Below are 14109 nucleotides of genomic sequence, written 5' to 3'. Positions count from 1 at the left end.
GGGTCAGCTCAGGCTTCGCCGTGGGTTTCAAACATCACCGCGTCGATCGCATCGCGCGGAGACTTGCCAGCCCAGACAAGGAAATTGAACGCCGGGATAAACCGGTCGGCGGCGCTGATGGAGGCGGCCAGAACCGCGCTCACTTCGCCCTCGGTCAGCTCTTCGCGGCCTTCCAGCGGGAAAGTGTAGCGGAACACGATCACGCCATCATCCGCCCAGAAATCGAAATGCCCGATCCAGAGGCGCTCATTGGCGAGGATCACGAGTTCGTTGATCAGCGCGCGTTTGCCGTCCTGCGGTTTCACGTCCAGCGTCATCGAGAAATGCACGGCGGCGGGCTCGGGACGGTGCGCAAACAGCGCGCCCATATCTCCCCAGCGGGTTTCGGCGACCACTTGAAGCGTGCCTTCTTCGTCGCGTTCGGCTGGCCAGCCAGCGGCTTCCAGCACGTCTTCCACGACATCTAGGGGGTCAATTGCCAGCAGGTCGCTGCGGCTAAGTTCCAGGCTCATGGGCGGGCCTCCGCGTTGAGATTTGCATAAGCTGCCGGATTCGCACCACAAATCCAACCGCACTCAACGCCGGGCGTACCGGGGATGTCAAAGTTCATAAGCAGTTAACGGTCAGCTTTCAGTGGATTTTGCCGCTTCAAGGGCAGCAATTCGCGCCTCGAGGGCATCCACACGGTCCAGCGCCGCTGTTGCAATCGCCTTCAGGGCTTCAACTTCGTCGCGCCCTGCAAGGTCCATATCGGCAATCAGAGCGCGCACGCGGGCCTGCGCGGCGGTCCTGGCTTCTTCGCCGGCAGCGCGCGCGGCGCCGAGGGCGCCCGTCATCAGGCCTGCAATGTCATCAAGCAGTGGATTTGTGCTGGCCATGCGGCTACTCCTTCGCCCGGGTAAGCTGGTGGCCTATCAGATAGGGTGCCGGCCAGACAGGGAAAAGACGCCGCATGACCGAACTGCTCGCCGCACTGACGATTTTCATGGGTCAGACCGCTCTGAAATTCCCCGAATGGAGCCCCGCGCTCGTTTCCCTCGATTTCAGCTTCATTGGTCTCGGCACGTTTCATCTGCGCTGGTATGCGCTCGGCTACATCGCCGGCATCGGCCTGGCCTGGGCGTATGCCAACCAGCTGCTCAAGCGGCCCGAACTGTTCGGCGGCGCCGCGCCGCTGACCAAGGACAGCCTCGATGATCTGATGTTCTGGATCATCATCGGCATCATCCTGGGCGGGCGCTTCGGCTACATCCTGTTCTATATGGTGCCCTACCAGATGGACGTTCTGGTCTCCGATCCGATGACGGTGCTGCGCATATGGGATGGCGGCATGGCCTTCCATGGCGGCATTCTGGGCGTCGCGGTCGTGCTCTGGTGGTTTGCAGCCAAGCGCGGTGTGAACCTGCTATCCGTAGGCGACATCGCCGGCGTGACCGCCCCCATCGGCATCGGCCTCGTGCGCATCGCCAACTTCACCAATGCCGAACTCTACGGCCGCCCGACAGACGCCTCCGTCGGCATGGTGTTCCCCGAAGGCTACGTGCCCGGCTCCACCCCGCCCGCCTATAACTGGGAAACAGGTGACTGGGTGTATCGCGGCGACGAACTCGCGCGCCATCCCAGCCAGCTTTACGAATCGGTGCTCGAAGGCTGGCTGCCGCTGCTGGTCCTGTCGGTCCTCATCTGGAAGTTCGGCGCGCTGAAACGCCCCGGTCTCGTGGCCGGTATCTTCCTCCTGTTCTATGGCTTCGGCCGCTCGGTCGCCGAGCATTTCCGGGAACCCGACGCGTTCGTGAATGGTCTGCCGGAATGGCTGACCATGGGCATGATTCTCTCCACGCCCATGTGGCTCGGCGGCGCCTGGCTCATCTGGAACGCGCTGCGCAAGCCGCCGGTGGGCACCCCGCAACAATGAGCCTGGAAGACCGGCTGATACGCCTGATCGAGACCGAAGGCCCAATCCCGCTTTCGGCCTATATGCAGATCGCCCTGCACGACCCGAAAGAGGGCTATTATGCCGCCCGTCCCGGTATTGGCCGGGACTTCACAACCGCGCCCGAAACCAGCCAGATCTTCGGCGAAATGATCGGCCTCTGGATCGTGCATGAGTGGCGCGCGATGGGCGCGCCTTCGCCCTTCCACCTCGTCGAAATCGGCCCGGGCCGCGCCCTGCTGATGCATGACGCGCTGAAGATCGCCGCGCTGGCCGGTGGCGATGCCTTCCTCAGCGCTTTGCAGCTGACGCTGATTGAGCCAAGCCCCGCCCTGCGCCTTCTGCAAACCGAACGCCTCCAACGCTTCAAGCCGCAATTTGCCGCCCAGCTCAGCGATGTGCCCGCCGGGCCGATGCTGCTTGTGGCGAACGAATATCTCGACTGCCTGCCCGCCCGCCAGTTCCGCCGCGATGGGGATCAATGGCGCGAATGCGTCATCGGGCTCTCTCCCGAACGCCGCCTCATCATGGGCCTCGCCGCCGACGAGCCGCGCCCGCCCATGGGCACGGCGCTGACCGGCGATGTCGTCGAGGTACAATCCGGGCTGGATCTGATCATTGCCGATCTGGTCTCCCGCACAGATCCTTTCCGCGCCCTTTTCGTTGATTATGGCCCGGTCGACCGCGCGCCCGGCGACACGCTGCGCGCCTATCGCGAAGGCCAGCAGGTCTCGCCCATGGAAACCCCTGGCGCGAGCGATCTGACCGTAGACGTCGATTTCGGCCGCTTCGCCCGGATTGCAGCCACAATCGGCCTCGATGTCTCCGGCCCCACGCCGCAGGGCATGTTCCTGCTGGGCCTCGGCGCGCAGGCCCGCCTGAACCAGCTGATCCAGGCCAATCCGGACGAAGCCGAAGCGCTCTACAATGCCGCCCAGCGCCTGATTGACCCCCAGCAGATGGGCGAACGGTTCAAGGCGATCTGCCTGTCGTCGGCGGGATTGCCGAAACCGGCGGGTTTCTGACAGTCTCAGCGGCTGAAGACAGGTGAGCTAAACCGGCCCTTTACCGCTGCCGCAGGTTGGCAAAAGGCGCCGCGTGCCCATCTAGGGAGGGCTGAAGCCAGCCCGATCAAAGGATAAAACCATGGCCGAACTCTCAATTCTCGAACTCGGCCGTGTCCGCGAAGGCTTCACCCGCACCGACGCCCTCAACGAAGCCCGCCGCCTCGCCCAGCATGCCGAAAGCCTTGGCTACAAGCGCTTCTGGGTCGCCGAGCATCATAACATGCCCACCGTTACCACGGCGGCCACATCCCTCGTCATCAGCCATATTGCGGCCGGCACAAAGACCATCCGCGTCGGCGCCGGCGGCATCATGCTGCCCAATCACGCGCCCTATATCATCGCCGAACAGTTCGGCACGCTCGACGCGCTCTATCCCGGACGGATCGACCTGGGCCTCGGCCGCGCCCCCGGCACGGACCAGATGACCCTGCGCGCCCTGCGCGTGCATCCCGAGGAAGCCGAACGCTTCCCGCAGGATGTGGTGGAGCTGCAGATGTGGCTTGGTCCGGTCAATGAAGGCCAGCGCATCGAAGCCGTGCCCGGCTCCAATTCCAACGTCCCGATCTGGATTCTCGGCTCCAGCCTCTTCGGCGCCCAGCTCGCCGCAGAGCTTGGCCTGCCCTATGGCTTCGCCTCCCACTTCGCCCCGCAGGCGCTCGATCAGGCCCTCTCCACCTATCGCTCGCGCTTCAAGCCGAACGAGAAGATGGCCAAGCCCTATGCCCTCATTGGTGTGAACATCATCGCCGCCGAAACGGACGAGGAAGCCCGCTACCTCGCAACGTCCCAGCAGATGTCCTTCGCCAATCTCGTGCGCGGCCAGCGCAAACTGACCCAGCCGCCCATAGACGACATCGACACCTACTGGACCCCGCAGGAACGCGCCCAGGCCTCCGCCATGCTGAACTTCAGCATCATCGGCGCCCACGACACCGTCCGCCGCGGCGTCGACGCGCTGCTGGAGCGGACCCATGCCGATGAGCTGATGATCGTGTCGGATATGTACGACCCCGAGAAGCGCCGCCGCTCGATCGAGATCATTGCGGAAGTTCTCGGGAAGAAGGTTGCAGCGCCCGCTTACTGAGCGCTGCAAGCCTACCAGCAGACTAATAGTGCGGCGCTACATGCTATGCGCCCAACCGGGCAGCAGACCGAACGCGCCCAGCGCCATCCAGACCGCCATGGCGATCATCATCAGGTTCTCGGTCAACGAAACGAAACCGAGCGGCACGTTACTGCCCCCGCCCACACAGGCGCATTTGAGCTCACGCCGGTCGATATAGACCGCCTTGATAATAGAGACTGCACCCACCGTTCCGATGAACAACGCCACGGGAACAGACAGCCACGTTAAAGCGCCGGCGATCATCAGTATACCGGCGAGCCCTTCGGCAAAGGGATAGATGTAGGAATACCGCACCCAGCGCTTGGCCAGCAGATCATAGTTCAGGAACATCGTCGCAAAACTCTCGACGTTCTGCAGCTTCAGCAAAGCAAGTATCGCCATGCTGAAGGCAATGAACCATTCGGCGGCCCGAACTGTAAGAGGTGTTCCGTAGACGGCAAAGCTCGCGGCAAGCGCCATCAGCAGTGTGATACTGAATAAGGCGATGACGGGCCGGTAACTGGGCGCCTTGGGATCAACCACCCGTTTGCCGAGAAACCGGCGCAGGTCATCATGGCCACCGACGCGCTCACCGCCGATGAATATCTGCGGCGTGGTTTCAACCTCATGTTTTGCCTTGAAGGCGTCCACCTCATCCCGGGATGTGAGCGGATGATCTTCAACCGCGTATCCAGACCGCTTCAGCAGATCCTTTGCCTTCAGCCCATAGGGGCATGTGTGTCCCGGCATAATCATCAGGTAGAGGTGCGCCGTTTTCACGGTTTCCAGTTTTTCAGAACGTTCCGGCATTTGCGTGCCTCCTTTTCTTCCTTGTCGCGGAGCAGGTCGGCTTACATATAGGTTCCGTACCATAGTACGGAATCAAGAGGAAAAGATGCTGACCATCGGAAAACTTGCCCAGGCCGGCGGTGTCGGCGTCGAAACCGTCCGCTTCTATCAACGCCGGAACCTGCTCGGTACGCCTTCGCGGGACGGCGGCATCCGCCGTTATGACACTGAAGATGTTCGCCGCCTCCGCTTTATCCGGAAGGCGCAGCACGCCGGTTTCACGCTGGAAGAAATCAGGGAATTGATCGAACTGGATTCCGGCCACGATCATCATCGCGCGCGGGAAATGGCAGAAACGCGCCTGACGAAGCTCGACGAACAGATCGCCGAGCTTCAGCGCGCCAAACAAAGCCTCCAGAGGCTGGCAACAGAATGCGCTGCGGGTAAGTCCGGCTCCTGCCCGATCCTGGACGCGTTTGAAGTCTGACGAAACAGATCAGCCGGAATGGCAGCGCAATCAGGAGGCGCGCTTGATCTCGTTGCCTTCGCCGAGCAGCACCACGGTCGGCGCATGCTGGCGGGCTTTTTCCGCTTCCACGCCGCAGAACGCCGCGATGATCACCGTGTCGCCCACGGCGAAGTGGCGGGCCGCCGCGCCATTGACGCCAATGGTGCGGGAGCCACGGGGGGCTTCCAGAGCATAGGTCTGGATGCGCGCGCCATTGGTCACGTTCCAGATATCCACCTTCTCATGCGGCAGGATACCGGACGCATCGAGCAGGTCCTGGTCGATGGACACAGAGCCTTCATAATGCAGGTCACACTGGGTGACAGTTGCGCCGTGAAGCTTGGCTTTGAGCATGCTGAGGATCAAGGACCGGGTCTCCAGAACACCGTGAGCACTTTTGCTCACGACGAGAATATGGGGTCGCCCCACAGCGGAGCAAGGGCTTATTGCATTGCAATATGCGGGCCGTAAAGGCGCGGTATGTAAACATGAGCGTTACCAATTCTGCATGATCGCGCGCTCGCAGGGCTTTACGGCCCGCCACCGGGCAAGGCAAAGGGGCGCTCATGACCCTCATCCTGTTCAACAAGCCCTATGGCGTCCTCAGCCAGTTCACCGATGAGGGCAGCGGCAAGCGCACGCTCAAGGAGTTTATCGCCCTTCCCGGCGTCTATCCCGCCGGCCGGCTGGACTTTGACAGCGAGGGCCTCCTCATCCTCACCGATGATGGCCGCGAACAGGCCCGCATCGCCGATCCGAAACACAAAATCCCGAAGACCTACCTTGCCCAGGTCGAAGGGATACCGTCAGAGGAAGCTCTCCAGGCGCTGCGCAAGGGCGTGGACCTCAAAGACGGTCGCACCCGCCCGGCCACGGCGCGCCTCGCCGCAGAACCCGAAAACCTCTGGCCGCGCGATCCGCCGATCCGCTACCGCAAATCCGTGCCCGACACGTGGATCGAACTCACCATCACCGAAGGGCGCAACCGTCAGGTGCGCCGCATGACGGCGGCCGCGGGCCACCCGACGCTGCGTCTGATCCGCCTACGGATTGGAGATTGGGACCTCGAAAATCTTCCGCCCGGAGCCTGGCGCAAAGCCTGAAGATTCCCGAAAAATTCAAAAATTTACAGCCTCGCCGGTTAACATCGCGGCCCACCCGGCCTAGGTGCCACCTCAGGCAACTGAAACCAGACAAGGGGACTGATGATGGCGGCGCCTCCCGTGATGAGTGAACTTGAAACCTGGTGGGAGCGCAACGCGCCCCGCTGGGCCAGTGATGCGACCGACTATATCGGCAGCATCTGGAACGAGGGCGCTTACGGGCTGACCTTCGGGCAGATCATCATGGTTGTCCTCATCATGGGCGTCGCGATCCTCATACGTGGCCTCTTCGCGCGCACGCTGGTCGTCTGGGTCACCCGCTGGGCGGCCGGCTCCACCACACAGATTGATGACGCGCTGGTCAAGGCCATCGCCACACCGCTCAAGATCATTCCGGTCGTCGCGGGCATTTATGCCTCCATCCAGGTTCTGGATGTCGATCCGGCCGTGGAGCTTTATGCCAGCCGCATTATCCAGTCAGTCGTTACACTGACGATCTTCTGGTCGCTCTCGCGCGCCACGCGGATGCTGGAATATGTGATGTCGGATGTGAAGCGTTCCCTCTCCGGCCCGGCTGTGGACTGGATGATCAAGGCGCTGCAATTCATCCTGGTCGCGCTTGGCCTTGGCGCGGTGGCCCAGCAATGGGGCATCGCGGTTGCGCCGCTGCTAGCCGGTCTTGGCGTCTTCGGCATCGCGGTCGGTCTCGGCGCGCAGGATCTCTTCCGCAACCTGATCTCCGGCCTGCTGATCATCGGGGAAAAGCGTTTCGTGCCGGGCGAATGGATTCTTGTGGACGATGTGGTCGAAGGCACTGTCGTGCGGATCAACTTTCGCTCCACCCTCGTGCGCCGCTTCGATCAGAGCCCGGTCTATGTGCCCAACTCCAAACTCGCCGACGCCGCCGTCACCAACTTCACGCGCATGACCCACCGCCGGATCAAATGGGCCGTTGGCGTGGAATACTCGACCACGGTGGAACAGCTCAAAGCCATCCGCCAGGAAATCGAAGACTGGCTGATGCAGGACGACCGCATCGCCAAGCCGCCGGAAGTCGCCCTCTTCGTGCGCGTCGATGCGTTCAATGCCAGCTCCATCGACCTCCTCATCTACACCTTCACCAAGACCACCAACTGGGGCGAATGGCTGAAGATCAAGGAGGAGTTCGCCTACATCGTCATGGACATCATCGAGCGCAACGGGGCAGCTTTCGCCTTCCCGAGCCAGACGATCTACATGGATCAGTCCGACCCGCCGGAGATCATGGCGCCACCCGACGACAAGGCGCCGGTCAAACGCGTCCCCGGCCCGGACAATCGGAAAGTCGGCGCGCAGGGCTCCACGAGCGACGAAGCTTCTTCAGACTCAGAACGTGGAGAAGGCGAGGAATAACTTTGTCCCCTCCCGGACGAAATAAAGCGGGGCGCCCCACAGGAGCGCCCCGTTTCATTTGAGGCCGTCTTTTTACCGGGTTTCAGTTATGCCCAACGGAGTCAGTGCTCAGCGGGCGCTCCTCGATCTGCGCTTCGGCCATCCAGCGTTTCACGATCGGCGCCACCAGCAGCATCAGGAAGCCGATGATCATGCCGATATAGCCGATGGACGAGAACACCTGGATGTAGTTCGCCTTGGCCCCGGCCACATCGACAATCTGCCCACCAACGGTTTCTGCACCGGCAGCGGCCGCAATAACGCCGGACATCGCATTCCCCAGGCCCGAATAGACAAACCAGGCTGCCATGAAGAGGCCGACCAGCGAGGCCGGTGCCAGCTTCGTCATCGCCGACAGGCCAACCGGCGAGAGCATCAGCTCCGCCATCGTGTGGATCCAGTAGATGGCGAAGATGAAGAACACCGGCGTCAGCGCCGCGGCGCCAACGCTCGACATGCCGCCCACCAGCACAAGATAGCCAAGCCCCGCCCCGAACACGCCGATGGCAAACTTCACGGGCGTTGAAGGCTCCCAGCCCCGCCTGGCCAGCGCCAGCCACAGCCACGCCACGAGCGGCGCAAACAGGAAGATGAAGCCCGCATTCAGCGACTGGAACACCGGCGTCGGCACGTTCCAGCCGAACATGTTGGTGTTCACCAGGCGGCTCGTCACCAGTGTCAGCGAGGAACCGGCCTGCTCGAACAGGGACCAGAACGGGATCTGCGCGATGGCAAAATATACCGCCGCCCACATCCGCGTCCGCGCCGCGCCCTTGAGGCGCAGGAACGAATATCCGATCAGCACGACGAACATCCCGATGCCGGTGATCATCGCCAGCGTGTCGACAATCCCGGCATTCATCAGCAGCGCAATCGACACCGCAATGATGCCCAGCGCCGAAGCGTAGCACGCGGTCTCGACCGTAATCAGCCCGAACACCTTCTCGCGCAGCTTCTCGCGCGATGGCGGCTCCGCCTTCCCGTCCAGCCAATGCTGGCCGTAGTGGAACACGACCAGGCCGAGCAGCATGCCGACGCCCGCCGCGCCAAAGCCCCAGGCCCAGCCATAAACAATGCCCAGAATACCGCACGTCCACGTCGCCAGGAACGAGCCGAGATTGATCCCCATATAGAACAGCGTGAACCCGCCATCCCGCCGCGGGTCCCCTTCAGGGTACAGATCACCCACGATGGTCGAAATGTTCGGCTTCAGGAAGCCGACGCCTGCAATGATCAACGCCAGCGAGATGTAGAGGATGTTCACATACAGCATCTCCTGCTCAACCTGCGTCGAGTAGGCACCATCGGCAAAGGTCGCCACCGGCGCGGAGATGTCAGGCGCGCCTTCCGTCGTTGCGTCACCCAGCACGAGAATGTCGGTCTCGCTGCTTTCCACAAGCGGCAGCATCTGGCCGTTACGGTCGACCATCATGCCGTCACGGGTTTCCTCAACCGGAAACGCTTCGCCATTGAGGATCAGCGTCGTGGTCGGCTCCGGCCCGGCGCAGCCAAGCCCGACAAGCGCGCAGACATTCTGAATAAACCCGCGCGTTTCGCGCTGGATTTCATAGTCACCCACGCCTGCCTCATTGATCGGCAGGATGCGGTCATCGCCCAGCGTCGCAAATTGTGTGGAGTCAAAAATCAGCCGGCGCGGCTCGCCTTCATAGTCGATGAACAGCTGCCGGCGATTGTCGCGCCCTTCGGCCTCGACGAGGTAATTGCCGCTTTCGGTGATGATCGTTTCGCGCGATCCGCTGCCCTCAAACGCCATCCCGAAATGGCCGAGCACCAGCAGGATCGCGCCAAAGGTCACCGCCTTGCGCTGGCCCAGATATTTGTCAGAGAGCACGCCGCCGACAATCGACATGATGTAAACCAGCGCAATGTAGGCGCCATAGATCACATTCGATCGCTCATCCGAAAACAGGAAGTGCTGCGTCAGGTAAAGCAGCAGCAGGCCGCGCATCCCGTAATACGAAAACCGCTCCCACATCTCGGTGAGGAAGCAGATTACCAGGCCTCGCGGATGGCCCAGAAAGCTCTTTTCCGAAGGCGGTGCTGTCATGTCTGTCACGTAAATGCTCCCCAGCGCGCTGAATTATGTCAAAGGTTTGACCACGGGGAGGGCGGGCGCTCAAGGCAGTTTCTGCCGTTAGGCCAGCGGCGCCGGCAATGCGGTCATGCCCCGCCCCGGCGCTTCAGGGGCAATGCCTCACACCTCGTCGAGCAATCCGGGGTAATTATTGCTGACCTTGCCCACCGCCGGCCCAATCGGCCAGGCATCCATATCCTCGTTGGGAAAGGGCTCGAACAGGCCGGACGGATCGCCCGAGGCCGGGTCCAGCCACCGGTCATAATCTTCCGGCCGCAGGATCACCGGCATCCGGTCATGAATGCCAGCCGTGAAGTCATTGGGCTTGGTAGTGAGGATCGTGAAGCTCTGGATTTCCGAGCCATCGATCAGCGCCGCGTCCCAGAGACCCGCCAGGCAGAACAGCCGCCGGTTGCGCAGGCGGAACGCAAACGGCGTCTTACTCTTCCCCTGCACCGACCATTCATAATAGCCCGACACCGGCACCAGGCAGCGCTTGTGCCGGTAAGCACCGCGAAAGGTCGGCTTCTCCGCCACCTCTTCAGCCCGCGCATTGATCGAAAGGGCCCGCCACTCTTTAAGCGGCTTGGTCCACCAGCTCGGCACCAGCCCCCACCGGGCGGGCGCCATCTCGCGCGCAGACTTGTCATGGTTCAGGCGAATGATCGGCTGGATCGTCGTCGGCGCAACATTCCAGTGGGCTTCGGGCGGCTCCACACCCTGAATTTCCATGATGTTGAGCCAGGTATAATACTCGCCCCAGGTCACGCCTTCCCGGAAAAATCGTCCGCACATGGCGTCACGCTAGCGAGGGCGAGATGCCCGCGCCAGCCTCAATACGCCTCTTCGGCAAACACCTTGCGCACATCCCGGTCCCACGGCCCGTAATAGCGCTGCAACAGGCGCTCCGCCGGTGTGACGCCGGAGGTGGCAATCTGGTCCATTTCGGTCAGGAAGCCCGTCTCATCGTCGCCCGCCGACGAAATCACGCGCCCCTTCAGGCCCGCCCGGCTGATCGCCAGCACGTCCTTGGCAAGGTCCTGCATCGTCCGCCCGCCAGGGATCGGCGTCCTGAGGCCCAGCGTGCGCACTGACTGGCGCATCGCTTCGCGCTCTGCCGCGCTCCAGCCCTTCACCAGATCCCAAGCCGCATCCAGCGAAGACTGGGAATAGAAAATCCCGGTCCAGAACGCCGAGAACGCGCACAGCCGGTCCCACGGCCCGGAATCAGAGCCGCGCATTTCCAGGAAGCGCTTCAGGCGCACTTCCGGGAAAATCGTCGAGAGGTGATCGACAAAATCGTCCATCGCCGGCCGCTCACCCGGCAGGATGGGCAGTTTGCCCTCCATGAAATCCCGGAAGCTCAGGCCCGAAGCGTCAAGATATTTCCCGCCCCGGCGCACGAAATACATCGGCACATCCAGTGCGTAATCGACATAGCGCTCAAAGCCGAACCCGTCCTCGAACACGAAGGGCAACATGCCCGTCCGGTCGGGGTCAAGGTCGGTCCAGATATGCGAGCGATAGGAGAGGAACCCGTTCGGGCGGCCTTCCAGGAAGGGCGAGTTGGCAAACAGCGCCGTGCCCAGCGGCTGCAACGCCAGCGACACGCGGAATTTCTGCACCATGTCGGCTTCCGAGCCGAAATCGAGGTTTGCCTGCACGGTAGACGTGCGGAACATCATCTGCCGGCCAAGGCGCCCCACCTTGTCCATATAGGCGGTCATGATCTTGTAGCGGCCCTTGGGCATCACCGGCGTGTCGGCCATGCTCCAGATCGGGCTGGCGCCCAGACCGATGAACCCGATGCCCAGCGGCTCGGCAATCTCGCGCACCTCGGTCAGGTGGCGGCCCACTTCCACGCAGGTCTCATGGATGGATTTCAGCGGCGCGCCGGACAGCTCAAACTGCCCGCCAGGCTCAAGGCTGACGCTGGCGCCGTCCTTCTTCAGGCCGATCAGATAGCCGCCCTCAAGAATGGGCTCCCAGGCAAACCGGTCGCGCAACCCCTCCAGCATCGCCAGAATCGAGGCCGGCCCCTCATAGGGAAGCGGCTTGAGGCCGTCCCAGATGAAGCCGAACTTCTCGTGTTCGGTGCCAATGGCCCAGTCGCTGGCGGGCTTTGAGCCCCCTTCCAGATACTCGACCAGTTCGTGCTTGCCGGAGATTCGCGGCGAGGCTTCGTCGATGTCGCTCGTTGGCGTAGTCATCGCGGCGCGCTCCTGAAACAGTTTGTCCGGCTGGGGAGATAAGGCCGAAATGGGGCAACGCCAACGGGGCAATGCAAATTCTTGAACAGACGCGTCATTATTTCCTCATATGGGCGCGTATCTGCGGCGCCCTTCCCTGTGGAAATCCCGTAAGACATGTCGGTTTCAACGGGGCTCCGGCGGCGAAAGCTGACAGCGCGCTCAGGTTGCCGGTCTATAAGGAGCGTCCTTGTTTACACCAGCAAGAGCTATAGGATTGGTTGAGCGAAGCGATACCTCCAATCCTCCCCCCCTTCGATAAGTCGCAGAAACACACACCGTCCAAAGATACCCCACATGGCCAAGCTCATCTACGCCCTCAACCAGTCTCTGGACGGCTATGTCGACCACATGGCCTTTGCGCCGGATGCCGAGCTTTTCCGCCATTTCATCGAAGATGTGCGCGCTTCGGCGGGCACGATCTACGGCCGCACCATGTATGAAGTCATGCGCTATTGGGATGAGGAACAGCCCGGATGGGACGCTCCCGAGCACGAATATGCGCAGGTCTGGCGCAAACAGCCGAAATGGGTCGTGTCCGGAACATTGAAATCGGTCGGCCCGAACGCCACACTCGTTTCTGACAATCTCGAGGGGACCGTGCGAGACCTCAAATCCCGGCTGGACGGATATATGGAAGTCTCAGGCCCGCAGCTCGCCCACAGCCTCACGGAACGCGGCCTCATCGACGAATACCGGATCTACCTCCACCCTGTCGTGCTCGGCCAAGGAACACCCTACTTCGCCGGCCCCCGCCCGCGCCTCCGCCTCACAGCGACAGACCGCATCGGCCCCGAAGTTATCCGCCTCACCTACGTTCCGGCCTAGCCCCAATCCCCACACACAGCCTAAAGATGTTCCGCCAGGAACTCCACAAATGCCCTTACACGCGCCGGTGTGTTCGGCCCGCCAGCGAAAACGGCATGAATTTCTTCAATGTCCCCGGGATTATACCCTTCCAGCAGTGGAACGAGCGTTCCGGCCGCCATATCCGCAGCAACGCTGAAAGTACCAACGCGCGCAATACCGATGCCATCGGCGGCGAGCTGGCCCAGCGTTTCCCCGTTATTGGCCTCGATGCTGCCCCGCACGTTCAGCGCATAGTCCCGGCCATCCTTGCGGAAGGGCCAGACCGGCTCAGCCCGCCTGAAATTGAAACTCAGGCAATTGTGCCGGTAAAGGTCTTCAGGCATTTCGGGCGCGCCGTTCCGGGCAATATAATCCGGCGAGGCTACGATCACCCGCCCGCTTTCTCCCAGCTTCCGCGCCATGAGTGGACTGTCCGCTAACGGACCAAACCGGATCGCCACATCCGTTTCGCCCGCGGCAATATCAACAACATTGTCCGTCAGGCTGATGTCCACGAGGATGTGCGGATACAACACAGAAAACTGTCCCAGCAGGGGCACAATGCATAGCCGCCCATGCGCCAGCGCCGCGCTGACACGCAATCGCCCGCGCGGCGCGCCCTGGTCGGCGATGGACTGTTCGGCCTCATCAAGGTCGGTGAGTATCCGCCTTGCCGCGCTCAGATAGGCCTGCCCCTCCGCCGTCAGCGTCAGAGCCCGCGTTGAACGCAGAATGAGCCGCACGCCGAGCCTTTCCTCAATCCGGTCGACTGTCCGGCTGATGGCCGAAGCGCTGAGATCCAGCCGCCTGCCCGCCGCCGAGAAGCTGCCCTCCGAAGCGATGGCAGCGAATACTTCCAGCGCCCGGGCCCGGTCGCTGGCGGAACCCGTCTTTGCGTCCATATCAAAGGTCCTTCGCATCCAGAGCACCTAAAATAGTATTTTCCCTCGTCTATCTTTGCGCCCAACGCAATTCAAAAG

At 62.2% G+C, this 14109-nt stretch carries 15 protein-coding genes; 7 read left to right on the top strand and 8 right to left on the bottom strand.

Translation table 11 applies throughout. The features are described 5' to 3' along the window. Window positions 1-8: 8 nt before the first annotated feature. Both HNE_RS06880 and HNE_RS06875 read right to left on the bottom strand, forming a co-directional pair. Entirely contained in the window at window positions 9-512 is a 504-nt protein-coding gene (locus tag HNE_RS06880; protein ID WP_011646403.1) for a YbjN domain-containing protein, read from the bottom strand. Window positions 513-623: 111 nt separating this feature from the next. After that, on the bottom strand, window positions 624-878 hold the full coding sequence (locus HNE_RS06875) for an accessory factor UbiK family protein (RefSeq protein WP_011646402.1): 255 nt from the start codon (window positions 876-878) through the stop codon (window positions 624-626). Between the two features lie 74 nt (window positions 879-952). Between HNE_RS06875 and lgt the strand changes: the two genes are divergently transcribed. The 3 genes from lgt (at window position 953) to HNE_RS06860 (ending at window position 4084) form a co-directional block, all read left to right on the top strand. Continuing rightward, window positions 953-1915, top strand: coding sequence for a prolipoprotein diacylglyceryl transferase (gene lgt, locus HNE_RS06870; protein ID WP_233352013.1), 963 nt, complete (start codon window positions 953-955; stop codon window positions 1913-1915). Continuing rightward, window positions 1912-2958 carry a class I SAM-dependent methyltransferase gene (locus tag HNE_RS06865; protein WP_011646400.1) on the top strand — a complete coding sequence of 349 codons (1047 nt, stop codon included), beginning with the start codon at window positions 1912-1914 and terminating at the stop codon, window positions 2956-2958. The genes lgt and HNE_RS06865 overlap by 4 nt, the downstream gene beginning before the upstream one ends. Window positions 2959-3079: 121 nt before the next feature. After that, the gene (locus HNE_RS06860) at window positions 3080-4084 is read left to right on the top strand and encodes an LLM class flavin-dependent oxidoreductase (RefSeq protein ID WP_011646399.1); all 1005 of its coding nucleotides are present in this window, start codon (window positions 3080-3082) and stop codon (window positions 4082-4084) included. 36 nt (window positions 4085-4120) lie between these two features. Here HNE_RS06860 and HNE_RS06855 read toward each other — a convergent pair whose 3' ends face one another. Then, entirely contained in the window at window positions 4121-4915 is a 795-nt protein-coding gene (locus HNE_RS06855) for a MauE/DoxX family redox-associated membrane protein (protein WP_011646398.1), read from the bottom strand. Between the two features lie 85 nt (window positions 4916-5000). Here HNE_RS06855 and HNE_RS06850 point away from each other — a divergent pair, with 85 nt between their 5' ends. Further along, window positions 5001-5381: a MerR family transcriptional regulator gene (locus HNE_RS06850; RefSeq protein ID WP_148205832.1), complete on the top strand. Its 381-nt coding sequence runs from the start codon at window positions 5001-5003 to the stop codon at window positions 5379-5381. Between the two features lie 30 nt (window positions 5382-5411). On the opposite strand, the gene panD is transcribed toward HNE_RS06850, so the two are convergent. Next, window positions 5412-5768, bottom strand: a complete 357-nt coding sequence (gene panD / locus HNE_RS06845; RefSeq protein WP_011646396.1) for an aspartate 1-decarboxylase — start codon at window positions 5766-5768, stop codon at window positions 5412-5414. Between the two features lie 200 nt (window positions 5769-5968). On the opposite strand from panD, the gene HNE_RS06840 reads away from it, so the two are divergent. Continuing rightward, window positions 5969-6505, top strand: coding sequence for an rRNA large subunit pseudouridine synthase E (locus HNE_RS06840; RefSeq protein WP_011646395.1), 537 nt, complete (start codon window positions 5969-5971; stop codon window positions 6503-6505). A 105-nt stretch (window positions 6506-6610) separates the two neighbouring features. Further along, window positions 6611-7897 carry a mechanosensitive ion channel family protein gene (locus HNE_RS06835; protein WP_011646394.1) on the top strand — a complete coding sequence of 429 codons (1287 nt, stop codon included), beginning with the start codon at window positions 6611-6613 and terminating at the stop codon, window positions 7895-7897. Window positions 7898-7979: 82 nt separating this feature from the next. Here HNE_RS06835 and HNE_RS06830 read toward each other — a convergent pair whose 3' ends face one another. The 3 genes from HNE_RS06830 to HNE_RS06820 all read right to left on the bottom strand — a co-directional run bounded on the left by HNE_RS06830 (window position 7980) and on the right by HNE_RS06820 (window position 12241). Beyond that, the gene (locus HNE_RS06830; protein WP_011646393.1) at window positions 7980-10004 is read right to left on the bottom strand and encodes a peptide MFS transporter; all 2025 of its coding nucleotides are present in this window, start codon (window positions 10002-10004) and stop codon (window positions 7980-7982) included. A 147-nt stretch (window positions 10005-10151) separates the two neighbouring features. After that, window positions 10152-10826 (bottom strand): SOS response-associated peptidase, encoded by a 675-nt coding sequence (locus HNE_RS06825; protein WP_011646392.1) that lies wholly within the window; start codon window positions 10824-10826, stop codon window positions 10152-10154. 38 nt (window positions 10827-10864) lie between these two features. Beyond that, window positions 10865-12241, bottom strand: a complete 1377-nt coding sequence (locus tag HNE_RS06820) for a glutamate--cysteine ligase (protein WP_011646391.1) — start codon at window positions 12239-12241, stop codon at window positions 10865-10867. Between the two features lie 336 nt (window positions 12242-12577). On the opposite strand from HNE_RS06820, the gene HNE_RS06815 reads away from it, so the two are divergent. Then, a complete protein-coding gene (locus tag HNE_RS06815) occupies window positions 12578-13108 on the top strand; it encodes a dihydrofolate reductase family protein (protein ID WP_011646390.1) in 531 nt (176 codons plus the stop codon). 20 nt (window positions 13109-13128) lie between these two features. Here HNE_RS06815 and HNE_RS06810 read toward each other — a convergent pair whose 3' ends face one another. Further along, complete coding sequence (locus HNE_RS06810) at window positions 13129-14031, bottom strand: LysR family transcriptional regulator (protein WP_011646389.1); 903 nt, start codon at window positions 14029-14031, stop codon at window positions 13129-13131. Window positions 14032-14109 lie beyond the last annotated feature (78 nt).

It is taken from the genome of Hyphomonas neptunium ATCC 15444 (genome assembly GCF_000013025.1).
Lineage (GTDB): Bacteria > Pseudomonadota > Alphaproteobacteria > Caulobacterales > Hyphomonadaceae > Hyphomonas > Hyphomonas neptunia.
Note: the sequence above shows the minus strand (reverse complement) of the source record. Positions and strands in the feature narration are given on the sequence as shown.